We start from the raw sequence: 23,575 nt of genomic DNA on the forward strand, positions 1-23,575 counted from the left end.
CGGTGCTTCCCCCTCTTGCGGAGCTTCTCGCGTGGTGGCCTGTGTTACTTCTTGACGCGAACGGTCTTGGTCGACCGGGTTTCGAGAGTCATCTCGTCCGCCTCCTCGACCTTCGCCTTCAGTCGCACAGTACCTGCCGCGGCGTCGACCACGTCCACCACCTTCGCAAGCAGTTTCGCAGTATCCGCGTTTCCGGAGGCCCCGGCGAGCTGAACCGCGCGGCCCAGTCTGGCCGTTGCCCCGTCGATGTCTCCCGCCTTGCGCAGTTCGAGCCCCTGCTGGATGGCCTGTGCCAGTTCCGCCTGGCCGGTGTAGTGGGCGACCTGCGGGTTGATGGACGTGGAGGCGACCATGTCGTCCGTCCACATCGCCCGTACGAGCCCCTGGGCCCCGAGGTTCTGGGCTGTCCCGTCGGGCTGCGGTACGACCAGCGAGACGCGGGCGGCGAGCATCTCCTGGCCGATCCCGGCGGGCGGAACCTGCACACAGACGTGGTAGTCGCGGGACTCGTCGCCCCAGGAGCCGGTGGGGTAGTCCCCGGCCCGCGGGCCCGCCTCCGTGCGGCGGTCGGTCAGCTCCTCGACCGTGGGCGCGACCTGCTTGACGAACTTCACCGTGGCACCGGCCGGGGTCCACAGGCGCAGCGCGACGTCCGCGACCTCCTTGCCCATGGCCGTCTCCATCATCTGCGTGAAGTCGGCGGTCAGGCCCGCCGGGTCGGCGACGATGTCGGCCGTGCCGAGCAGGGCGGAGGCGATGCCTGTGACTTCTTTCACTTCCCAGTCGGTGCCCACGCCGCGCGCGTCACAGGTGAACCGCCCGGCGCAGGTGTCCAGCGCCGCCTTCAGCTCCTCGGGCGACTCGTGCTCGTTGCGGCCGTCGGTGAGCAGGATGCCGTGCCGGATGGCGACGTCCGCGGAGGCCAGCAGCCGGTCGGCCAGCCGCAGCCAGGTGCCGATGGCCGTTCCGCCGCCCGCGCCGAGCTTGCGCAGGGCCTGTTTGGCCTGTTCCCGGGTGGCGGGATCGGCGACCGCGAGCCGGCCGTCGCCCGGGTAGACCTCCTTGGCCACGTGGGTGCCGCCGACCACCGCGAAGTGCACGCCGTCGCGCAGGGTGTCGATCGCGGCGGCCGTCGCGTCCCGGGCGTTGCGCATCTTGCTGGGCGGGTAGTCCATCGACCCCGAGCAGTCGACCAGGATCGCCACCGCCGCGGACGGCCCGTGGCCGGGCGAGTACAGGTGCGGCGCGGCGACCGCGCTCCCGATCGTGCCGCCGCCGGTGGCGGTGACCGTCACGATCGCGTTGACCTCGCCGGCGCCCTCCGGCAGGTACTCGTTCTGGTACACGTCCACCGAGAACCGCGGCACGTTCGATTTCGAGAAATTGGCCATGCCCGATCGCATCCCCCTCTGCTCCCCCACGGTGGTGGGGCGATGGCTGAAGCGGGCCGCCCCCTGCGGTCCGCGAGGCCGGCCCCGCGCAGGCATGCGCGACCCCCGGCCTCAGCCGATACCTACCCTTGCGGCGGGGCGGGGAACGGCACGACCGCCACTGTTACGTTGTCGTGGCCCCCGCCGTCCAGGGCGTGGCCGACCAGCACCCGGGCGCTGTGCAGCGGGCGGTCGGCGGCGTCGAGGGGAACGGCCTCGGCCATGTCCTCGGCCGCCTCCGCGTAGTTCCACAGGCCGTCGGTGCACACCACGACCACGCCGGGCCGGTCCGGCTTGAAGGCCGCGGTGTGCGGCTCCAGTTCGTAGGCGTCGGCGCCGAGCCAGCCGGTGATCGCGTGGGCGCGCTCGTCGGCGTAGGCCTCGGCCTCGTTCATCAGACCGGCGGCGACCATCTGCGCGGCCCAGGAGTCGTCCTCGGTGAGCCGGGCGGCCGGTGCCGAGCGGTCCGCCGGGACCCAGTAGACGCGGCTGTCGCCGACCCAGCCGACGACCAGCAGCCCGGAGGTCACCACGGCGCCGACCAGGGTGCAGGCCGGGGCGTTCTGGTGCGCGGCCTGCTCGCGGGCCGTCGCGGGCTCCTCCGCCAGCGCGTTGACGGCGTGCGAGGCGGCGACGATCGCGTCGTGCATGGCCTGCTGCGGATGCGTGCCGCCCGGCAGCGCGGCCAGCAGCGACTCGCTCGCCGCCCGGGACGCGGCCAGGGACGCGTCGTCGGGCCGCGTCGCCGAGGAGACGCCGTCGCAGACGATGGCCACGGCCGCGGTCGTGCCGTCGGGCAGCGCCGTCCGGCCGAGGGCGAACGCGTCCTCGTTGCGGTGGTGGCGCAGCCCGCGGTCGCTGACGGCGGCGACCGGACCGGACTCCTGCTCCATGTGGTCGCGTTCGCGGGGCTGGGCGTGCCCGCAGTTCTCGCAGTAGCCGTCGTCGTCGACGCGACCTGCCCGGCAGGCCACGCACACCGGCTCGCCGGGCGCGGGTGCGGACGCGGGTGCGGGTGCGGCAGACGGCATGGCCGGCGGGGCGGGCGGCGGGGCGGGCAGGTCGGTGACCAGGCGCGGGTCCGGCGCCTGGAGCGGGTACTCCTCGGGCTCCCGCGGGCGGTCGAACCGCACGCCGGGCGCGGGCGCGGCCGGCGGTACGGGCGGCGGGGGCGCCTGCGGCGGCAGCGGTCCACCGCCCGAGTCGGTGCCCGGCAGGTCCGCCGGCAGATGCGCCGACGCGGACGGGCCCGGGCCGTCCGGCCCCCCGGCCACCGGCCAGGGCGCGCCGCCGGGCGGTGCCGCCGGGCGGGCGGGACCGTCGCCCGGCGGGCCGGGCTCGGGCACCGAGCCGTACGGCGCGATCGTCGGGTCGTCCTGAGGCCGTTCGGGCACGGCGGACAGGTCGTATCCGCACGCTCCACAGAAACGGTCACCCGACTCGAGGGGTTCCTCGCAGCTCGGGCAGGCAGACAACTGGGGCATCTGCGACATCAACTACACCCACGTCCGGGGGCGGTAACGGTTGGCTCGTTCCACCAGGTCGATCCTCTCCTCGCCGCCCCGCGCCAGCCGGGCCAGCGTGCGGTACGAACGCTCCAGGCCGAACCTGAGGCCCCGTTCGTCCAGGCCACTGCCGAGCAGTGTCCGCCCTCCGGCGGCTGGAGAAGCGGAACCCTGGCCACCGGAGAGTACCCAGTCCAGGGCGGAGCCGAGGACTTCGGCCGCCAACTGCTCGCGGCGCGCCGGGTCCAGACCGTACACGTCCAGCGCCTCGACCTGCGTCGCGGCGGCGGTCAGGTCGTCCAGGAAGGGTACGTCGGCCCCGACGGCCGTGCGCTGCCGGAGCCGGGCCCGCACCGCCGCCACGCGGGCGGCCGTGTAGTGGATGGACGACTCCGGCACCGACTCCAGCGTCCGTACGGCGCCGCGCCGGTCGCCGGTGGCCAGCTGGACCCGGGCCAGGCCGAACGCGGCGCTGACGTAGCTCGGGTCGGCCGACCACACCAGCCGGTAGTACTCGGCGGCGTTGTCCAGTTGACCCAGCACCTCCGCGCACAGCCCGAGCGCCAGCTTGGGCGCGACCTCGCCGGGGAAGGCGTCGTAGATCGCGTCGAAGGCCAGCGCGGCGCCCTCGTGGTCGCCGGTCACCAGCGCGGCCACGCCCCGGTACCAGACCACCCGCCAGTCGTCGGGCCGTTCGCCCTCCAGCGCCGCCAGGGCGTCCAGCGCGGCCGGCGCGTCACCGCCCTCCAGCCGGGCGCGGATCTGCCTGAGCCGCGTCTCGACGGACGGTGCCGGCGCGGCGGCCAGCGCGGTGAGCAGCTCGCCCGGCGCGGAGGCCATGAGGCCCGCGAGGAAACCGGCGTTGGGGTCGCCGGGGTCGACGCGGGGGACCGGCAGGGCGAGGGACGCGTGCGGGGCGTCGACGGGCTTGACCAGGCTCGCGGTGCCGGCCGGGGCGCCGGTGCCGCCGGGGTCGGTGCCGTCGGGCGTTGCCGTGCCGTTGGGCGCTGCGGTGCCGTTGGGCGCTGCGGTGCCCGCCGGGCCGCCCGGGGGGAGCGGGGCCGGTATGGAGGTGCTCGCCGGGCCGGAGGGGGCGGGCGGGGCGGGGACCGCGGCGTTGGCGGCGGGCAGGGCCCCGTTGCCGGTACCGGCGGCACCGGACAGGGCGCCGTTCCCGGTCCCGGCGGTGCCGGGGCGTACGGCGGCCCGGCGTCCGCGCACGGGCACCGCCCGCGCCCCCAGCCGCGACACCTCCCCGTCCAGCTTCGGGAACAACTCCGTGTCCGTGACCCGGACCTCCGGACCGAACAGGGTCGACAGGGCGGGCCGGGCGCGGCCCGTCTGGAGCGAGACCACCTCGCGCAGTACGCCGGTCAGCTGCTCGGCCATCTCCTGCGCCGAGGCGAAACGGCGGCCCGGATCCGGGTCGGTGGCGCGTACCAGGAGCCGGTAGAAGGACTCGTAGCGCCGGAAGACCTCGATGGTGTCCGGGTCGGGCAGGGAGTCGGCGTAGACGCCGGTGTAGCCCTGGAAGTCGAACGTCAGCACCGCGAGCGTGCGGCCCACCGTGTACAGGTCGGAGGCGACCGAGGGGCCGACGTCCGCGACCTCCGGCGCCTGGTAGCCCACCGTGCCGTAGATCGCCGACTCGTCGTCGTCCATGCGGCGCACCGCGCCCATGTCGATCAGCTTGAGCTGGTCCTCGGTCTGGATGGCGTTGTCGACCTTGAAGTCGCAGTACAGCAGGTCGCGGCTGTGCAGGTGGGCCAGCGCCTCCAGCGCCTCGATGCCGTACGCGCAGGCCTGCTCCACCGGCAGCGGGTCGCGCCGTCCCTCCGGGGTGCGGCGGGCGTTGGCGATCTCCTTCAGGGACTTGCCGCCGACGTACTCCATCACGATGTAGCCGTCGAGGGAGCCGGTGCGCTGGTCGAGGTGCTCGACGAAGTTGTAGATGCGCACGATGTTGGCGTGCCCGATCTCGGCGAGGAAGCGCCGCTCCGAGATCGCGGCGGCCATCGCGTCCTGGTCGCCGGTGTCCAGCAGGCCCTTGAGCACCACCCAGCGGTCGGAGACGGCCCGGTCGACGGCGAGGTAGATCCAGCCGAGCCCGCCGTGCGCCAGACAGCCCACGACCTCGTACTGGCCGTGCACCACGTCCCCGGCCGTCAGCTTCGGCACGAACGAGTACGGGTGCCCGCACTTGGTGCAGAACCCTTCCGTCCGGCCCGGCCGGTCACCGCGCGCCCGCCCGACCGGCGCCCCGCAGTCCGACCGCGAGCAGAACCGCTTCCGCTCCGGCACCTCGGGGTCGGCCAGCACCATCGAGCGGGGGTCGGGCCGGGGGATCGACGGGACCTGGACCAGGCCCGCGCCCAGCCGGCCGCGCGTGGTGGAGGCGGCGCCCGAGCCCGAGCTGCGCACCGACACCGACCGGCCGGTCGACTTGCCGGACAGGGACCGCGAGAGCCGACCGGACACCGACCGGCGCGACTTCGACGACTGCGACGACGTACGCGAACTGCGGCCGCTGGAGCGGGAGCTGCCACTGCCCCGCGAGCCCCTGCCGCCGCCGGTGATGCCGGTCGGCGCCGAACCGACCATGCCGGAGGCGGACACCACCGGTGCCAGGCCGCAGGTGTCGCAGTACAGCTCGCCCCCGCCCATGTCCTCGTAACCGCCGCCGCAGCCCGGTCGCTGGCAGCGGCGCGAGCTGCCGCCGCTGCCCTCCGGGCCCGAGCCGCCGCCGGTGGGCGCGGAGCCTGCCGGGCCGGAGGCGGACGCCGACGGTGCCAGGCCGCAGGTGTCGCAGTACAGCTCGCCGCCGACCACGCCCCCCGTGTCCCCCGCGTCCCCCGCGTCCCCCATGTTCACGTAGCCGCCGTCGCAGCCCGGGCGTTGGCAGGGCCGCTGTGCCTGACTCATGACGTTGCCTCCCCCTCGTCCCTCAGGCGCCGGGCCTGGCGCCGCCGAGCTGCTCCATCGCCGCCTGCTGGTAGCGCAGCACGGCCTGCTCGGCGACGCGCAGGTCGCAGGGCGCGCTCCACAGCATGCGGCGGGCCTTCTCGTACTTCTCGACCAGTTCGGGGTCCTCCGCCAGGCCGTGCCGGGTCACCTTCGCCCGGTACGCGTCGAGCCGCCCGCGCAGTTCGGCGCGGACCGCGAGCGGCGCGGTGACCGCGGTCAACGACTCGCGGGCCCGGATCAGTTCGTCCTCCGCCTTCTGCTCCAGCGACTCCAGCAGCGGTGACAGCCGGTGCCACTGGGCCTGTCTGCGGTACTCGGCGGCCGTCGCCAGCTGCTCCTGCATCGCGGTCGGCGGCCCGCTGACGACCGGCACCTCCGTCGCGGCGATCTTCGCCAGCACCTCGCCGCGCGCGGTGCGGGCCTCGGCCAGCGTGCGGTCCGCGCGGGACAGCACGTCCCGCAGCTTCACGATCCGCTGCTCCGCGTCCTGACGCACCGCCAGGACCGCGTCGATCTCCCGGCGTACGTCCTCCAGGGCGCGCGCCTCGCGGTCGTACACCGTGGTGTCCGGCCGGCCGCCGCCCGGCGCCGAACTGCCCTCGGCCGGCACCCAGAACGCCAGCGGGTCGGACACCACCCGCTCGCGCAGCCTCGTCAGCGTGCGAGTGATCCGCTCCAGGTCGTCGCCGGCCGGGTGCTCGCCGGGGCGGACGCCGACGGAGTGGGCGAGCTGCCGGGTGCGCTGGAGTTCGGCGGCGAGCAGATCGATGCGGGCGGGCAGCGCCGACCAGACCGCGTCGGCGGCGACCACCATGTCCAGGGAGGCCGCGTACAGCTCGTTCATCCGGTCCACCAGCGTGCCGAGCGAGAACCGCTCACTGAGCCGGGGTCCGCCCGGAGTGCCGGACAGCGTGGGCGCGTTGGCGGTGGCGGTGGTGGCGCTGCCGGCCACCATCACCGACTCGCCGCGCAGCAGCTCGGTCAGCTCCGCCAGGTCCTCGCGGCTGGACCAGCGCCGCCGGGCGCGGATCTCCCGGGCGGTGCGCAGCGCACCGGAGTAGGCGTCGAAGCAGGTCCACAGCAGCGTGATCGACGCCTCCGTGGCCGCCCAGCGCTCGGCGGTCAGGCCGGTGAGGTCGGCGCCCTCCAGGAGTCTGCGGCCGGCATGGTCCTGCAGGGCGAGCAGCGAGGTCTCGATCGCCTCGTGCTCCGCGCCGAGCCGCCCCAGCGCACGGTCCACCTCGTCCCGGTCCATCACCGGCCCGGTGGGTCCCGTGCCGCCCATCGATCACCTCTCGCTGTGTCGGACGTGTGCTCTCTCGGGTACCTGTGCCGGTACCTGCTGTCCCCGCCGGTCCCCCTGCCGTTCCTGCCGTTGCCTGTTCCGCCGGCCGTTCAGTTCTCGCGCTCGTACCGCGGCGCGGGCGGTTCCGACTCGGCCGGGTCGTCGCCCAGTGTCGCCGACAGCCACCGCTTGTACGACTGCTGCCAGCCGTTCGCGGTGTCCTTGCGGAAGTCCACCAGGATCTGGTTGACCCGGCGTACCAGATCGTCGGCGTCCTTCTTCATCGCCACGCCGTAGTACTCGGTGGTGAACGCGTCGCCCTTCAGTTCGACCGTCGGGTCCTGTGCCGCCTGGCTCGCGGCGAGCGCGCCGTCGGTGACCACCGCGTCGACCTCGCCGAGCTGGAGCCGCACCAGGCAGTCGAGCTGGTTGGGTACGGTGGTGCCGAGGTCGGCGGAGGCCACGAGCCTGCCGTCCTTCCGGTCCTGCTCCAGCGTGCTGAACGCCGTCGAACCCGTCGCCGTGCAGATCTCCTTGTCGGCCAGCGTCTCGTCGTACCCCGTGATCGGCGAGGACTTGGGGGCCAGCAGCTGCTGGCCGGTCCTGAAGTACGGGGCGGAGAAGGCGACGTCCTGGATGCGGGCGCAGTTGATGGTCATGGTGCGGACCACCATGTCGACCCGGCCGTTCTGGATCGCCGGTATGCGCTGGTCGGTGGGGATCGCCTTGAACTGGACCGCGTCCGGGTCGCCGAGGATGTCCTCGGCGATGCGGTGGACCAGGTCGATGTCGAAGCCCTCCAGCTTCGCGGCGCCGCCGCTGTTCGGGTCGCGGTAGCCCCAGCGGTAGCTGCTCTGGTCGACGCCGACGACCAGCTTGCGCTTCTCGCCCACCCGGCTCTTGATCGCGTCGATGGTGGGGCCGTCCGCGCCGGACGGGGACAGCGTCTGCTTCTCCGGGTCCGTGCACTCCTGCTCGGCCCGGGCCTGGCTGCCGTGGGCCACGTTCTGACCGTCCGGACCGGTCCCGTCGCCGGAGCCCCGCGACTGGACCAGCGGCAGCAGCAGCGCGAAGAGCACGGCCAGGGCGCACAGGACCGCCATCGCGCCCACTCCGCCCCAGCCCTTCAGGCCGGCCCGCAGACGTCGTGCACTCATCCTCGCGCCCCCTCTCACCGGTACTCCGACAGCCTGCGGCTGATGCCCAGCACCGCGCCGGCCGCGCCGAGGACGGCGAGGACCGCGGCGCCCGCCGGCAGGCCGGTCATCGCGTCCCGTCCGTCACCGGCCGCCTGCTCGAACTCGCGCTCCTCGTGGGCGAGGGCGTCGGCGAGGTTGGCGTCGATGTTGTCGAAGCACTCGACGGTGGCGCCCTTGCCGCCGATCACCCGGTCCAGCGCCTGCTGGTAGTTGCCGTTCTCGTCCTCCTCGCGGGCCGCGCCGTGGCGTTCGGTCCACTCCCTCATGTTGCCGGCCGCCGCGGTGACCGGCCGCTTCCCGGTCTGGTCGTCGGCCAGCCGCTCGGCCTCGGTCAGGCGCGCGTCGAGGGTCCTCATGTTCTGCCGGAAGTCGTGGTCGTAGGCGTCGTACGTCTTGTCGCCCACCTTCTTGGTCTCCGCGCCGCGGGCGACCAGGGTGAGGTTCTCGTTGCCGCGGGCCTTGAGGGAGGCGATGCGGGCGTCGTGCAGGACGTTCAGCGAGCGGACCCCGTGGGTGCGGGACTCGTCCAGGTTCGCGCGGGCGACGCTGTGGCCGACGGCCAGCCACAGCAGGACCACCGTGGTGGCGGCCGTGGCGGCCACCAGGCCGTGGTTGAGGACGCGGTTGGTGCGCCGGTAGGTGCGGTGCTGGGCCCAGGCCAGCGCGGCGAGCGCCGCGACGCCGAGGGCGATGGCCGCCCACGGGTAGGGCGTGGCGTCCGCGTAGTCCGCGCGCAGCCGCTCGTTCTCCTTCTTGTAGAGGGCCTCCGCCGCCGGGAGCATCTCCTGCTGCATCTTCTCGTTGGCGTAGCGCAGATAGGCGCCGCCGACCGGGAAGCCCTGGCGGTTGTAGGTGCGGGCGCGCTCCACCAGGCCCTTGTACTCGGGCAGCAGCCGGTTGAGCTTTTCGATGGTCGCCGCCGACGGGGAGCCCGGGTCGGAGGAGGCCGCGGCGTTCACGAGACCCGCCGCCGCCGTGCGGATGCCCTTCTCGTACCGGTCGCGGGAGGCCTTCGTCTCCTGGCCGCCGGCCAGGAAGCCGCTGGAGGCCGCCGTGTTGGCGTCCGCGAGCGAGCGGTAGATGTCGGCCGCGTCGGAGGTGAGGGGCTGACTGCGGGTGAGGACGTCGTCGGCGGCGGCGGCACGGTTGGTGGTCTGCCAGGCGGTGACGGCGCCGAAGGCGATGACGAGCAGGGCGAGGAGGGCGCCGATGGCGCGCAGCCGGCCCGGTTCGGTGGTGGCCGCGGCGCGCAGCCGGTCCAGCCCCTCGGCGAACGCGGTGCGGCGCTGCTGGAGTTGGGCCCGCGGCGGGGCACCGGGCGGGGTCGCGGGACCGGGCTGCGGTGGCACGGCCGGCAGGGTGGGCGTGCCGGACCGCGGTGGTGGTGCCGTGCTGCCCCTCGGCGGTTGTGTCACTGCTGACCTCCCCCATGGTCATCCGTCGCCGCAAGTATCGCCCCCGGCACCGACATCCGCACCGGCCTTCACCCGATCTTGATCCGATCCCGGGCTCCGCACCATCCCCTGCCCATGAATACGCCGTCGGAATCGGTTCGGTTCCCGCCCGGCCCGGGCCTCAGGCGCCGTACCGCGCGCGAACCCGTGCGTGCGCGCCCGGCGCCGCCCCCAGGCGGTCCAGCCCCAGCAGCACCGCCCCCAGGACCGGCCGCGCCGTCACCACCCGGGGCACCGCCTTCGGCGCGCGGGCCGCCAGCAACTCCCGGACGCGGGTGTCGAGTCGGGGGTGGCGCGCGGCCAGCACACTGCCCCCCAGCAGTACCGGCGCCGCCTCCTCCAGCAGGTCCAGCCGGGTCAGCGCCACCGTGGCCATGGCCACCACCTCGTCGGCCTGCCGGTCGACGATCGCGCCGGCGACCGGGTCGCCCTGCGCCGCCGTCGCGAACAGCACGGGCGCCAGCTCGTGCCGCCGCACAGCAGCGATCCCGCCCAGGTGCAGCGCCTCGACCAGGGCGTGGACGGACGGCAGCCCGAAGTGGCCGGGAACCGTCCGGGCCAGTGCCGTCGGGTCCCCGCGCCCGTCCTCCGCGCGGGCGGCGTGCCACAGCGCCTCCTCTGCCAGGCCCCAGCCGCCGCCCCAGTCACCGGAGATGCGGCCCAGGGCCGGGAACCGGGCGGTGCGGCCGTCGGGGAGCATGCCGACGCAGTTGATGCCGGCGCCGCAGACCACGGCGACCCCGCGCGGCTCGGTGACGCCGACCCGCAGGATCGCGAAGGTGTCGTTGCGGACGTCGACGCCGTCGCCCCACGCGCGCGCGTGCAGCGCGGCGGCCAGTCGTTCCTCCTCCACCGGCAGGTCGGCGTTGGCCAGGCACGCCGAGACGTGGTCCACGGCGCTGACCCGGGCCTCGGCGAAGGCGCGCGTCACCACCTCGGCGAGGGCGTCCACGGCCCGCTCGACGCCCACCGCGGGCGGGCGGAAACCGCCGCCCCGGGCCGTGGCGAGGACCTCCCCGCCGCCCGTGACCACCGCCACGTCGGTCTTGCTGTTCCCCGCGTCGACGGCGAGCACCGTCCCGGTCACGCCCACGCGAGGTGCTCCCGGTTGTGCGCGATCAGCCGGTCGGTGAGGCGGTCGGCGCAGGCGTACTGGCCGACGAGGGGGTGCGCGAGCAGCGCCCGGAAGACCCGGTTCCGGCCGCCGTGCAGGGCCGCGTCCAGGGCCAGGTCCTCGTACGCCGTCACACTCGCCATCAGGCCCGCGTACAGCGGGTCCACCTCCGGCACCGGCAGTGGCCTCGCGCCCTCGCCGTCCACCGCCGCCTGCACCTCGATCACCGCGTCGTCCGGCAGGAAGGGCAGCGTGCCGCGGTTGCAGGTGTTCACCACCTGGTGGGCTGTCGCGCCGGCGCCCCCGAGGAGCGCCGCCGCCAGGTCGACCGCCGCCTCCGAGTAGTAGGCGCCGCCGCGCTCGGCCAGCAGGGCGGGCTTCTCGTCCAGCGCGGGGTCGGCGTACAGCCTCAGCAGCTCCCGCTCCATCGCCGCGACGTCCGCCGCGCGGGACGGCTTGGTGCGCAGCTCCTCCACGACCTCGTCATGGGCGTAGTAGTAGCGCAGGTAGTAGGAGGGCACGACGCCCAGCCGGTCCAGGAGCGGGCGGGGCAGCCGCAGGTCCGCGGCGATCGCGTCGCCGTGCTCCGCCAGCAGCCGGGGCAGGACGTTCTCTCCCGCCGGTCCGCCCAGGCGCACACCGGTCTCCCAGGTGAGGTGGTTCAGGCCCACGTGGTCCAGGTGCACGCCGGCGGGCGCGACGTCGAGCAGCGCGGCGAACTTGCGTTGCAGGCCGATCGCCACGTTGCACAGGCCGACCGCCTTGTGACCGGCCCGCAGCAGGGCGCGGGTGACGATGCCGACCGGGTTGGTGAAGTCGATGATCCATGCCTCCGGATTGGTGCGCCGGACCCGTTCGGCGATGTCCAGCACCACCGGGACCGTGCGCAGCGCCTTGGCGAGGCCGCCCGCGCCGGTGGTCTCCTGGCCGACGCAGCCGCACTCCAGCGGCCAGGTCTCGTCCTGCTCGCGGGCCGCCTGACCGCCGACGCGGAGCTGGAGCAGGACCGCGTCGGCGCCGTCCACGGCGGCGTCCAGGTCGCAGGTGGTGACGAGCCGGCCGTCGTGGCCCTGCCGGGCGAGGATGCGGCGGGCCAGACCGCCCACCAGTTCCAGGCGGTCCTCCGCCGGGTCGACGAGGACGAGTTCCTCGACGGGCAGGGTGTTCCGCAGCCGGGCGAAGCCGTCGATGAGTTCCGGTGTGTAGGTCGAGCCGCCGCCGACCACGGTGAGTTTCATAGATGTCAGCCTTTGTTTCGTCGGCCTGTGTTTCGTCGGCCTTTGCTGTGTCGGCCTCTGCTGGGTCAGCTCCTGCTTCGGCCGGCCCGTGACTCCGGCCGTCGCGAGGTGTCGAAGACCTCGTCGCGGGTGGTCGCGAGCGCGCTCTCCAGCGCGCCGCGCAGTACGGGGTCCGCGGTCACGTCGCCGAGGACGAGCCGGGGGCGGGGTGCGGCCAGCTCCTCCAGCTCGGCCTGGACGAGGGCGCGCAGTGCCTCCCCGCCGGAGGTGAGGGCCGTGCCGGCGAGGACGACGAGTCCGGGGTCCAGGACGGAGACGAGGGAGGCGAGGCCGGTGGCCAGCCGGGTGGCGTACTCCCGGAGCAGGCGGCGGTAGGGCTCGTCGTCGGCCGGGGAGGCCGGGGAGGCCGGGGAAGCAGGGGAGGCCTGGGCGGCCCGGCCGAGCAACTCGGCGGCGGCCTCGGCGTACGGGCCGGACGGCAGGTCGGGGACGCCCAGCTCGCGGGCCAGCTCGGGAACGGCCTGCGCGCCGGCCAGCTCCTGGTAGCCGCCGCTGCCCGCGCGGCCGACCTGGCGGACCAGCGGGGCGCCCGGCACCGGCAGGAACCCGACCTCGCCGGCGCCACCCGTGAAGCCGCGGTGCAGCCGGCCGCCGAGGACCAGGGCGGCGCCCAGGCCCTCCTGGTTCCACAGCAGCACGAAGTCGTCGTGGCCGCGGGCGGCGCCGAGCCGCTGCTCGGCCACGGCGGCGAGATTGACGTCGTTCTCGTACTCCACCGGCATCGGCAGGGCGGCGGCGAGGTCGTCCAGCAGGGTGGGGGAGTGCCAGCCGGGCAGGTGGGCGGCGTAGCGCAGGCGGCCGGTGCCGGGGTCGAAGGCGCCCGGGGTGCCGATCACCAGGCGGTGCACGTCGGCCCGGGTGAGCCCGGCCGCCCGCACCGCGCCGTCCAGGGCGTCGGTGACCTGCTGGACGACGGGGGCGCCGGTGCGCCGGGCAGGGGTGGGCAGCTCGTACCGGCCGACGGTACGGCCGGTGACGTCGGCGACGGCGGCCAGGATGCGGTCCCGGGTGACGTCGAGGCCGGCGGCGTACGCGGCGGCCGGGTTGACCTCGTAGAGCTGGGCGACCGGCCCCGGACGGCCCTCGGTGGTGCCGCCGGCCAGCACCAGTCCCGCCGCCTCCAGGCGGGCCAGCAGCTGGGACGCGGTCGGCTTGGACAGGCCGGTGAGCCTGCCTACGCGGGTGCGGGACAGCGGGCCGTGCTCCAGCAGGAGGTCCAGCGCGGCGCGGTCGTTCATGGCGCGCAGGACGCGCGGGGTGCCCGGCGTGCCGGTCGTCGTGCCGGTCGTTCCTGCCATGCGATTCCCACCTGCCTCTCGGCCGCGCGACGTTTCGGCGGGCGGCGGGGACGTCGACGGGAGCCACCGCGACGCCACCGCGCCATCGTTCCGGCTATTGTTAGGAAAGTTTCCTGCCAACGCCGGAGAAGGTAGGCCCGCACCGGAAGGGGCGTCAAGAGGCCGCCCCCGCGGGCGGCCGGAGCCGGTCCTGCGGGGGCGGGTGCCGAAGAGGTGAGCGTCGGTCGGGCTACTTGGCGGTGCTGGTCGTACCGGAGGGGCCGGGCAGCGGGGAGGCGGCGATCGACTGCGGGGAGATCGAACTGGCGTAGGCCGACGGGGCCGCGACACCGGCCGTCGGGTCGGCGGCCTGCCCCTGGTCGCCCGCGGCGGTGGCGCCGCCGACGATGGGGATGTCGGCCGCGTCGAAGGCGCGCTTGATGCGCCAGCGCAGCTCGCGCTCGACGGTGACGGACTTGCCCGGCATGGTCTTCGCCGAGACGCGGACCACCATGGAGTCCAGGTACACGCTGTCCAGGCCGAGCATCTCGATCGGCCCCCACAGCAGCTCGTTCCAGGGCTCCTCCTTGCCCATCCGCTCGCCGACCGCGCCGAGGGTCTCCCTGACCTTGTCCAGGTCCTCGTCGGACCGCACGGTCACGTCCACGCCGGCCGTGGACCAGCCCTGGGAGAGGTTGCCGATCCGCTTGATCTCGCCGTTGCGGACGTACCAGATCTCGCCGTTGTCGCCGCGCAGCTTGGTCACCCGCAGCCCGACCTCGATGACCTCGCCGCAGGCCACGCCCGCGTCGATGGTGTCACCGACGCCGTACTGGTCCTCCAGGATCATGAAGACGCCGGACAGGAAGTCCGTGACGAGGTTGCGGGCGCCGAACCCGATGGCCACGCCGGCGACACCGGCGGACGCCAGCAGCGGCGCCAGGTTGATCTGGAAGGTGCCGAGGACCATCAGGGCGGCGGTGCCGAGGATCACGAAGCTGGCGACCGAGCGCAGCACCGATCCGATGGCCGCCGCGCGCTGCCGGCGGCGCTCGGCGTTGACCAGCAGCCCGCCCAGCGCGGGGCCGTCCACCGACTGGACCGAGCGGTTCATGCGGTCTATCAGCTTGGTGATGGACCGCCGCACGACGGCTCTGAGCACGACCGCGATGACCACGATCAGCAGCACCCGCAGCCCGATCGCGAGCCATGTCGACCAGTTCTGCTCGACCCAGCTCGCGGCGTTCGTCGCACGCTCCTGGGCGTCCTGGAGCGAGGGCACGGCCGGAACCGTCGTCCCGTCCGGGGAGGGCGAGGGGGACGGACCGGCGGCCGGTGGGACGGCGGCGGACAGGGACACGGCGGCTACCTCCAGGTGCGCGTCCGCCCCCCGGGCGCGGCACGGTCGGTCGCGACCGTGGCCGGCATCGGTCCAAGGTCACGAAAAGGTCACCGGACGGGCGGAATCACCACACTAACGGGGCACGGTGTGCGGATCGGCGGGAACGGCGGGGCTGAGGCGGTGCTCACCCGCGCTTGAACAGGTCAGGCCCCGGGGGATGCATCGGATGTGGTCGAAAACACTCCCAGCCCGTTACCGGGACATGGTGGCGCTTCCACCAGCCATGAGGGGAAACTGACTACGGATCGTCCCGGCGCGAGCCACGCGCCGCCGGCGTACAAGGAGGCATCCGTGCCGCATGTCCTGGTGCTCAACGCGTCGTACGAGCCGCTCGGCGTCGTACCGCTCCGCCGCGCGCTCGTCCTCGTCCTCGAGAACAAGGCCGTATGCCTCGAGGAGTCCGGCGCCTACCTGCACAGCGCAACCGTCACCGTCCCCGCTCCCAGCGTGGTCCGGCTCAAGCGATTCGTGCGGGTCCCCTACCGGGGACCCGTGCCTCTCACCCGGCGGGCGCTCTTCGCGCGCGACGGGGGCCGGTGCATGTACTGCGGTGGCGTCGCAACCAGCGTCGACCACGTCATCCCGCGCAGTCGCGGGGGCAAGCACGTCTGGGACAACGTGGTGGCGTCCTGCCGCCGCTGCAACCACGTGAAGGCCGACCGCCACCTCGGCGAGATCGGCTGGCGGCTGCGCCACAAACCCGCCCCGCCCACCGGCCTGGCCTGGCGCATCATCGGCACCGGGCATAGGGACCCGCGCTGGCTGCCCTACTTGCAGCCGTACGGCGCGGACGACGCCTTGGCCCGGATCGACGGCATCTCCGCCTGACGGTCCGGGCCCGCGTCTGCCGGGTGCCTGCCCGGCGGGCGGGACACTCAGCGCACCCAGCTCTTCAGCGGCTCGGTGTCCAGAGTGATCCCCACCGGCTCGGGCAGGGCGACCTCCTTGCCGAAGGGCAGCGTCCGCACGGTCTCGTACCGGCCGCCGTCCGGCTGGCTGTGTACCTTGACCTCGCAGGTGTCCCGGTCGATCAGCAGGTAGACCGGGATGCCGGCCCCGGCGTAGGCCCGGGGCTTGTCGACGCGGTCACGGCGGTCGGTGTCGGAGTCGTACGACGTGACTTCCACGACCATGAGGACGGGGGCGGGGTCGGCCCATTCGCCGGCGCCGGCGAAGGCGTGGCTGGGGACCAGCGAACCGTCCGGGCGGGCGCGGCCCTCACGGTAGGTCTCGACGACGAGGCCCTGGTGCGAGTCGAGCCACAGCTCCGGGCGATGCTGCATGCAGACCCTCGTGAGCCATTCGATGATGCTTCCGTGGTCGCCGTCGGGCACGGCCTTCCCCCCGATGTGTCCGTTGACGAACTCGAGCCGCGCGCCTTCTGTGCTCCGGGCGGCGTGCCGGGCGAGTTCCTCGAACTCGGTGACGAGCATCTGGGGCCTGTCAGCGGTCACGGTCACAGGGCTCCGGCCTTACGGGGTTCCACGATCTCAGCGTAGGTCAGGTTCCGGCCGGAGGTGTCCCACTCGGCGTACACCGTCCTGCCGACCGTCCGCGGCTCCCAGCTCCACCGGTCGGCCGGCGCCGCGACGAGTAACAGGCCCGCCCGAACCGACCGGCGGCCCCTCCGGGAGGGCGAGGGATCGGCACCCTCTCCCCGCGCGGACCGCTCATTTCCACTCGCAGTACGCGGTGACCGAGGCCGACGCGTACGCGGACGGGCCGGCCCCGCAGGCCGCCGTGCAGCAGGGCGCTGGTCATCAGCTCCGACACGACGGGAACTCGCCGGCGTGTGCGTGGAGGACCAGGAGGCAAGCAGCGCTTACCGGGACTTCTCGGCCGGCGAGTGCGTCGAGGTCGCCCTCAACGTCCCCGGCGCCGTCGACGTCCGTGATTCCAAGGACGCCGGTGACGGTCCGACACACCGCCTGACGCCGGAGGCCTGGACGTGTCGCTGCGCTGATCCGTCAACCGGCCCGCTTCAGTTCGCGGGTGACGGCCTGTGCGTTCTGTCCGAGGACGGTCTCCTCGAGGCTGCTGTCGTCCCGGCGGGAGAACCGCTCACCCCGTGCGAAGTCCTCCTCGCCGAGGACGCGGCCGCACCACTCTCCTCGCCCTGCCGTGCCGTCGTCGAAGGGGACGGCGGCGCCCTCGCCGAGGACGGTCCACCGGCCCTCGTCCCAACGGAGGGCGAGGAGATAGGTGTGGCCCGGTTCCAGCCGGGGCGCGGCCGCCGTCGTTCTCTTGACGCGCGTGCCGCTGTCCCGGTACACCCGCCAGCCGGCGGCGACCATCTCGAAACTCTCGCCCATCGAACGGCGGGGCCGCTCGGAGGACCAGAGGACGTCGTCCGTACGGAAGCTCACGGCGCGGTCGGTCTGGTACTGCACGGAGCCCTTGTCGAAGTCGCGGCGGTTGGTGTCCCGTTCCGCCGTCGGGCTGGCGACGACGACGTGATCGGCGTTGTCCACCCAGTCCTTCGCCGTGAGGGACGGGCGGTCGTCGCCGGTGATGCCGCAGCCGACCACGGTGTCCAGCCCGCCTCGGCCCACCAGGACACCGGCGGTCATACCGGCGAGCGCGATACCGGCGACGACGGGACGATTCAGCAAGCGGTCGGAAGACAGCGTACGCACGTGGGTCAGGCTCCTGCGAGGTGAGAGAGGAAGGCGCGGCCGGCGGTCGCGGTGCGGCGTCGGAAGCCGGCGTTTCAGAGCGGCACGTCCAGGGACGGAGGCAACAGACGGAGCCGCAGCGGCGTGCGCACGGCCGTTCCACGGCATGGCGAACCCCCCCAAGGCGACGGTGCCCCCCGTTCGCCGGTCGACGCGCATGGCGGCGGACGGAGTGGATCCGACCGCCGCCATGATCATTTCATGTGCGTCGTCCGGCGCAGGCACCGGCCGGCCGCGCCCTCCGGTGACCGGGCCCTGGGCCGTTACACGTACCGCAGCTCTCCCGGCCGCACCGACCGCCGCAGCAGCGGGAGGGCCGTGGCCGTCGCCAGGAGGCAGGCCGCGTAGACGGCCGGCGGGACGAGGAAGGCCGCGGCCGGCAGGGAGCCGGTGTCCATGAGGGTCGTGTACCAGGTACCGATGGCCATGCCGCCCGCGCCCGCCACGAGTACGGCGGGGGCCAGGGGGAGCGCCGTCTCCAGGAGCAGGGCCCGGTTCAGCACCGCCCCCGGGACGCCGGCGGCGACCTGGGCGGCCAGCGTCCGGCGGCGGGTGGTCAAGGACTCCGCGGTGCCGACCGCGAGGCCGGAGAGCGTGATGGCGAGGGCGACGAGGAGCGCCGCGCCGGTCAGGTCCAGGCCGGTGGTGTAGTAGTCCATGTCCGCGGCGGAACGCTCCCTGCGCAGCTCGGTGAGCATGGCGTGCCGGATGCACAGGAACGCCGTCCCGGCGACCGTCACCAGCAGTACCGCCGCGTGGGTGCGGGACGCCGCCCACGGGTCGTCGCGCAGCCGTTCCGCCGCGATCAGCGGCGCCGGCCGCCCGGCCCGCGCCGCCAGCAGCCGCCCGACGGACCGGGAGGTCCCCCCGGCCAGCCACACCGCGCCCGCGCCGACGGCCAGGACCAGCCCGAAGACGGTCAACGGCCCCTGCCAGTGGTCCCGGCCGCCCGACCCGGCCCCGGTACTGGTCACCGCCGGCAGCGCCACCGCCGCCATCAGCACCAGCCCGCCCAGGAACACCAGCCCCGGCCCGCGTCCCGTGCCCGGTCGCACCCGGCGCACCCAGCCCAGCGGCGAGGCCACCACCCGGCGCAGCGCCAGCGCCCCCGCCGCGGCGCCCAGCACCGGCACCGCCACGGCCACCAGCGCGATGCCCACCCAGGTCAGCGCCGTCGGCCGGCTCCACAGGCGCAGCAGGAGCAGCACCGAGAAGACGGTCGTGACCGCCGAGCCGACCAGACAGGTCAGCCCCGTCTCCAGCGCGGCGATCCGCCGCACCTGCCACGGCGTCGCCCCGGCCAGCCGCAGCCCCGCCAGCCGCCGGTCGCGGTGCACGGCGCCGATCCGGGCGCACTGGCCGAGGAAGCCGAGGACCGGGACCAGCAGCATCAGCAGACTGACGATCACCCCGGCGCGGGTACCGGGCTCGTCCAGCAGGCCGTGGCCGACGGAGACGCGCCAGCCGCCCCGCAGCGACGCGAGGGTGACCGCCGCCAGGGCGAAGCCCGTCGCCAGCCCCGCGCCCATCGCCGTGAGCACGATCCGCCACCACTCCCGCCGGCCGGAACCGCGCACGAGCTGCCAGGCCAGCCGTACGTCCGACACCGTCGCCGCGCTCATGCCGACACCCCCAGCGGAGCCACGACGCCGTCCCGCAGCCGCACCTCGCGGTCCGCGTACGCCGCCACCTGGGCGTCGTGCGTGACCAGCAGCACCGCCGCGCCCGACTCGCGGACCGTGTGCGCCAGGGCCGTCATCACCTGCTCGCCCGCCAGCGAGTCCAGCGCCCCCGTCGGCTCGTCCGCGAAGACCACCTTCGGGCCGGTGACCAGGGCCCGCGCCAGTGCCACCCGCTGCGCCTGACCCCCGCTCATCTCACCCGGCCGCAGCTCCTCCTGCCCGCGCACCCCGAACCGCTCCAGCCACTCACCGGCCCGCTCCCGGGCCGCCGCGCGGTCCGTGCCCCCCAGCATCAGCGGCAGGGCCACGTTGTCCAGCGCCGTCAGCTCCGGAATCAGCTGGCCGAACTGGAAGACCACGCCGAAGTCGGTCCGGCGCAGCTCGCTCAGCCGCTTCTCCGGCAGCGCGTCCAGCCGCTCCCCGGCGTACGTCACCGCCCCGGCGTCCGGCCGGACGATCCCGGCCAGGCAGTGCAGCAGCGTCGACTTGCCGCTGCCGCTCGCGCCGGTCACGGCGAGGATCTCGCCGCCGCTCAGTTCGACGGAGGCGCCGCGCAGGGCCTCCGTCCGGCCGTGCGCCTTCACCAGGTCGCGGGCCGCGAGCAGCTGCCCCGGCGTCTGTCCGTTTCGCGTGTCCCCGTTGCTCATGCCGTGTCGACCTCCGCGGTCAGGGTGGTGAGCCGGGCCGCCGTGGTGGCCATCCAACGGAGGTCGGCATCGAGGTGGTTGAGGGCGTAGTCCGCCGAGAGCACGGTCGCCAGGTCCGCCCCCGGTGCCGTCTTGACCGCCGTGAGCTGCCGCATCCGCTCCATGTGGGCGGCGCGCTGCGCGCTCAGGTAGGCGGCCGGGTCGCCGCCGGTCAGGATCGAGACGACGACCTTGGCGAAGATCTCGTTCGTCACGAAGGGCGCGGGCGGGGCGACTTCCGCGGCCCACCGGGCCAGCTCGCGCGCGCCCTCGTCGGTCGCGCGGTACGTGGTCCGCTCCGGGCCGCCGTCCGCCTCGGTGCCCTTGACCTCCGCCAGGCCGTCCCGGACCAGGCGTTGCAGGGTCGTGTAGACCTGCCCGTAGGCCAGCGGACGGGCCTGCGGGAAGCGTTCGTCGTGGCGTCGCTTGAGGTCGTAGCCATGGCCGGGCCCCGAGGCGAGCAGCCCCAGCAGGATGTGACGGGTGCTCATGCGAGCCATTATGTACTCAGTGCATGTACTGAGTGAATAGTCGGCCCGGGAAACGGCGGTTCCGACGGCAGGAGCGAGGGCCCCTGCGGGGAGGAGAGCGGCGCCGGCGGCCGGGCGGGCCGCGCGGTTCACTCCGCGACGGCGTACGCCTCCACCGACCACAGCGAGTACCCGTACCGCGTCGCCCGCTTCTCGCCCTGCACGCGCACGTACCGCACGTCCCGCGCGTCCATCCGGACCGACTCGCGCCCGCCCCGGCCGTCCCGTACGGCCGCCGCCGTACGCCAGCGGCGGCCGTCGGCCGAGACCTGGACGCGGTACGCCGACGGGTGGGCGTCCTGCCAGTGCAGGACGACCTGGCCCAGCCGCACCGTCCGGTCCAGCTCCACCTGCCACCAGGCACCGTCGTCCACCGGGGACGACCAGCGCGTCCGCGGGTCGCCGTCGTTCGCCGCCGAGGCCGGGAAGTCGGGCGTCTCGTCGCCCGAGGAACTCGCCGTGCCGCTGCGCGCCAGGTCGGGGCCGGCGGTGCGCGGGAAGGAGTGGACCGTGAGCGAGCGGCCGGTGCCGGCGAACGACAGCCGCACCTCGTACGACCGCGCCGGCGTCCCCGGCGCCACGGTCACCCGGACCGGCACGTCCACCCGCTGGCCGCGCGGCAGCGTCAGCGGCCCCTCGGGCACCCGCACCTCGACGCCCTCGGGAGCCTCGGCGGTGAGCCTGCCGCGCACGTCGGCCGGCCGCTGCGAACCGAGCCGCACCGTCAGCCGCTCGGTACCGCCGATCTCCGCGTCCGTCTCCTCGCGCGCCAGGTCCACCGACACGGCGGAGCCGGCGAACCACGGCACGACGTGCCGCAGACCGGCGGAGCCCGTTCCGGTGACCCGGACCGCGTCCGCACCGGCCCCGGCCCCGCCCGGCGCGACCTCCGTGGCCCCGCTCGGGTCCAGCGACCCGACCCGGCGCCAGCCCGCACCGCGGACGTGCACCTCGACGTCGCCGCGGGTGCCGGGCTCGGCGAGCACCGTCACCGCGGACACGTCCCGCGCGCGCGGGAAGCGGACCGTCCGGCCGCCCGACGCCTCGTCCGCGCTCACCGTCGGCTCGCGGTCCAGGCCCGCCCAGGCCGCGTACGCCTTCTGCGCCCGCCGCAGGAAGGCGTCCAGCACGCCCTCGCCGACCGTCACCCGCGCCGACTCCAGCCGCTCGCGCTGCCCGCCGAGCCGCCGGTACGCCGTCCACGCCGCCGCGGCGCCCCCGGCGCGCTGCGCCCGCAGCATCCCCAGCGCGGTCGTGCCGGCCTCGCCGTACCGGGCCAGTTGCTCCGACCAGGGGGCGACCTCCGCGGCGAGCCCGTCGCCCGCCAGCCGGTCCGGCAGCTCGCGCAGCACCGCGAACTCCTCCCGCAGGCGCCGCTCCGCCGAGCCGCCGCTGGCCTCGGAAGCCGTGCCGCCGCCGGACCCGGGAGCCGTGCCGCCGCCGGACCGGGGAGTGGCGTGCTCCCGCCAGAACGCCTCGATCAGCGGCCGCAGATACGCCGACTCCTCCGTGTCCAGCACCGACGACGCGTCGTTGCCCGCCAGTGCCGACAGCGCCTCCTGGCGGGGCCCGGCCCCGCCCGCGAGGGCGTCGATCGCGGCCCGCCAGGACTCCTCGGGCCGGTAGGCGCGCGGGTTCCAGGCGTAGTCGGCCGAGGTGAACAGCGGGATGCGGGACACCTCCGGCTGCTCCATCGCGTTGGCGAGCAGCGCCGCCGAACCGGAGGCCACGGCCGGTTCGCGCCCCTGGTAGGGGCCGAGGAAGAGGCGGCCGGGGGCGTAGTCGTTGACCGGGTAGTTGTCCAGCGTCACCAGCCGGTGCCCGAACACCTCCCGCGCCTTCGCCAGCTCCCGCCCGGTGATGGTCCGCGGCACCACGCCCACCCCGGTCCACGCCACCTGCACGGCCCTGTCCAGGGCCTGCGCCAGCGCCCGGCGGTAGGCGGTCGAGCCGTCCTGGTAGTACTCCGTCGGCATCACCGTCAGGTCGACGGTCTCCGGGTAGCGCTCGGCCAGGTGCCGGGCCACCGCGTTCGCCACCCGCGCCTGCGCCCGCGCCGCCGCCTCGGGCCCCGACCCGAACCGCTCCGCGTCCGCCCCGCAGTGCCACTCGCTGTAGCTGACGTCCTGGAACTGGAGCTGGAACGCCCGGAAGCCCAGCGACCGCATCGCGTCCAGCTTCCGCGTCAGCGCCCGTACGTCGTCGTCCGACGAGAAGCACATCGCCTGGCCCGGCGCCACCGCCCAGGCCGGCGTGACGTGGTTGCGCCGGGCCCGCTCGGCCAGCTCCCGGAACTGCGCCCGCTGCCCGGCCGGGTAGGGCTCGCGCCAGCGGGCCTGCCGGTAGAGGTCGTCGCCGGGGGCGTACAGGTACCGGTTCTGCTTGGTGCGGCCCAGGAAGTCCAGCTGCTCCAGACGCTGCCGGTGGGTCCACGGGGTGCCGTAGAAGCCCTCCGCGATGCCGCGCACCGCGGTGCCGGGCCAGTCCCGCACGGACACGGCCGGGATCGTGCGGTCGGCGCGGATCAGCTGGCGCAGCGTCTGCACGGCGTGGAACAGCCCGTCCGGCCCGCTGCCGGTGAGGGTGACGGTGCCGCGCTCGACGGTCAGGCGGTAGCCGCCGGAGGGCAGGGCGTGCCGGGAACCGCCCCGGGGTTCCCGCTCCGTCTCCGCGCGGACGACCAGCGCCCCGGCGGGCGGTCGCTCACCGGCGGCCGGCGTCGTGACCCGCACCCCGGCGCCGTCGAGCAGCGCGCGCAGCTCCCGCACGGCATACGGGTCGGCGCCCGCGCCGGTGATCAGCGCCACCTCGTCCGGGACCGGGACCGGGGCGCCGGTCACCCGCAGGGACTGCGGCCGCGGCCAGACGGCGACCTCGGCCGCCCCCGCCGTCTCGGACGCCGACTCCGTCGCACCGGGGGAGGGCGCCGAGGGCGGGGCCGCCGCGGCGGAGGCCGTGCCCAGCGCCCCGGCGAACAAGGTCAACGCGAGGGCGGCAGCCCCCTTCCTGTGCCGTGGCTGCACGGCCCCCTCCCGGTCACTCGGCATCCGCGCCCCCCGCAGTCAGGTCACAGA

17 protein-coding genes and 1 pseudogene are annotated in these 23,575 nt (G+C 74.8%); 2 read left to right on the top strand and 16 right to left on the bottom strand.

The window, feature by feature from the left end:
- Positions 1-44 precede the first annotated feature (44 nt).
- The 10 genes from ACLGIH_RS22510 to ACLGIH_RS22555 all read right to left on the bottom strand — a co-directional run bounded on the left by ACLGIH_RS22510 (position 45) and on the right by ACLGIH_RS22555 (position 14,886).
- Positions 45-1,391: a vWA domain-containing protein gene (locus ACLGIH_RS22510; RefSeq protein ID WP_416527071.1), complete on the bottom strand. Its 1,347-nt coding sequence runs from the start codon at positions 1,389-1,391 to the stop codon at positions 45-47.
- Positions 1,392-1,513: 122 nt separating this feature from the next.
- Entirely contained in the window at positions 1,514-2,923 is a 1,410-nt protein-coding gene (locus ACLGIH_RS22515; RefSeq protein ID WP_416527072.1) for a PP2C family protein-serine/threonine phosphatase, read from the bottom strand.
- Between the two features lie 3 nt (positions 2,924-2,926).
- Complete coding sequence (locus ACLGIH_RS22520) at positions 2,927-5,857, bottom strand: serine/threonine-protein kinase (protein WP_416527073.1); 2,931 nt, start codon at positions 5,855-5,857, stop codon at positions 2,927-2,929.
- Between the two features lie 22 nt (positions 5,858-5,879).
- The gene (locus ACLGIH_RS22525) at positions 5,880-7,184 is read right to left on the bottom strand and encodes a hypothetical protein (protein ID WP_416527074.1); all 1,305 of its coding nucleotides are present in this window, start codon (positions 7,182-7,184) and stop codon (positions 5,880-5,882) included.
- A 110-nt stretch (positions 7,185-7,294) separates the two neighbouring features.
- Positions 7,295-8,341, bottom strand: coding sequence for a glutamate ABC transporter substrate-binding protein (locus ACLGIH_RS22530; RefSeq protein ID WP_416527075.1), 1,047 nt, complete (start codon positions 8,339-8,341; stop codon positions 7,295-7,297).
- Between the two features lie 14 nt (positions 8,342-8,355).
- A complete protein-coding gene (locus ACLGIH_RS22535) occupies positions 8,356-9,741 on the bottom strand; it encodes a hypothetical protein (RefSeq protein ID WP_416529451.1) in 1,386 nt (461 codons plus the stop codon).
- A gap of 217 nt (positions 9,742-9,958) precedes the next feature.
- A complete protein-coding gene (locus tag ACLGIH_RS22540) occupies positions 9,959-10,930 on the bottom strand; it encodes an N-acetylglucosamine kinase (protein WP_416527076.1) in 972 nt (323 codons plus the stop codon).
- Positions 10,921-12,189: a 6-phospho-beta-glucosidase gene (locus ACLGIH_RS22545; protein WP_416527077.1), complete on the bottom strand. Its 1,269-nt coding sequence runs from the start codon at positions 12,187-12,189 to the stop codon at positions 10,921-10,923. The genes ACLGIH_RS22540 and ACLGIH_RS22545 overlap by 10 nt, the downstream gene beginning before the upstream one ends.
- A 65-nt stretch (positions 12,190-12,254) precedes the next feature.
- Complete coding sequence (locus ACLGIH_RS22550) at positions 12,255-13,547, bottom strand: ROK family transcriptional regulator (protein ID WP_416527078.1); 1,293 nt, start codon at positions 13,545-13,547, stop codon at positions 12,255-12,257.
- Between the two features lie 229 nt (positions 13,548-13,776).
- Entirely contained in the window at positions 13,777-14,886 is a 1,110-nt protein-coding gene (locus ACLGIH_RS22555; RefSeq protein WP_416527079.1) for a mechanosensitive ion channel family protein, read from the bottom strand.
- 333 nt (positions 14,887-15,219) lie between these two features.
- On the opposite strand from ACLGIH_RS22555, the gene ACLGIH_RS22560 reads away from it, so the two are divergent.
- Positions 15,220-15,756: an HNH endonuclease gene (locus ACLGIH_RS22560; RefSeq protein WP_053763139.1), complete on the top strand. Its 537-nt coding sequence runs from the start codon at positions 15,220-15,222 to the stop codon at positions 15,754-15,756.
- A gap of 47 nt (positions 15,757-15,803) precedes the next feature.
- Here ACLGIH_RS22560 and ACLGIH_RS22565 read toward each other — a convergent pair whose 3' ends face one another.
- A complete protein-coding gene (locus ACLGIH_RS22565; RefSeq protein ID WP_416527080.1) occupies positions 15,804-16,388 on the bottom strand; it encodes a Uma2 family endonuclease in 585 nt (194 codons plus the stop codon).
- A gap of 336 nt (positions 16,389-16,724) precedes the next feature.
- Between ACLGIH_RS22565 and ACLGIH_RS22570 the strand changes: the two are divergent.
- Positions 16,725-16,865: pseudogene (locus ACLGIH_RS22570) on the top strand (DUF397 domain-containing protein); the annotation flags it as partial.
- A gap of 30 nt (positions 16,866-16,895) precedes the next feature.
- On the opposite strand, the gene ACLGIH_RS22575 reads toward ACLGIH_RS22570, so the two are convergent.
- The 5 genes from ACLGIH_RS22575 to ACLGIH_RS22595 all read right to left on the bottom strand — a co-directional run bounded on the left by ACLGIH_RS22575 (position 16,896) and on the right by ACLGIH_RS22595 (position 23,548).
- Positions 16,896-17,564, bottom strand: coding sequence for a hypothetical protein (locus ACLGIH_RS22575; RefSeq protein WP_416527081.1), 669 nt, complete (start codon positions 17,562-17,564; stop codon positions 16,896-16,898).
- Between the two features lie 302 nt (positions 17,565-17,866).
- Entirely contained in the window at positions 17,867-19,225 is a 1,359-nt protein-coding gene (locus ACLGIH_RS22580; RefSeq protein ID WP_416527082.1) for an FtsX-like permease family protein, read from the bottom strand.
- Positions 19,222-19,932, bottom strand: coding sequence for an ABC transporter ATP-binding protein (locus tag ACLGIH_RS22585; RefSeq protein WP_416527083.1), 711 nt, complete (start codon positions 19,930-19,932; stop codon positions 19,222-19,224). Before ACLGIH_RS22585 ends, ACLGIH_RS22580 begins: the two co-directional genes overlap by 4 nt.
- Positions 19,929-20,462 carry a PadR family transcriptional regulator gene (locus ACLGIH_RS22590; protein ID WP_416527084.1) on the bottom strand — a complete coding sequence of 178 codons (534 nt, stop codon included), beginning with the start codon at positions 20,460-20,462 and terminating at the stop codon, positions 19,929-19,931. The genes ACLGIH_RS22585 and ACLGIH_RS22590 overlap by 4 nt, the downstream gene beginning before the upstream one ends.
- Before the next feature lie 128 nt (positions 20,463-20,590).
- On the bottom strand, positions 20,591-23,548 hold the full coding sequence (locus tag ACLGIH_RS22595) for a beta-N-acetylglucosaminidase domain-containing protein (RefSeq protein WP_416527085.1): 2,958 nt from the start codon (positions 23,546-23,548) through the stop codon (positions 20,591-20,593).
- Positions 23,549-23,575: the final 27 nt, after the last annotated feature.

The sequence above is a fragment of the Streptomyces hamibioticus genome (genome assembly GCF_047946815.1).
Classification (GTDB): Bacteria; Actinomycetota; Actinomycetes; order Streptomycetales; family Streptomycetaceae; genus Streptomyces.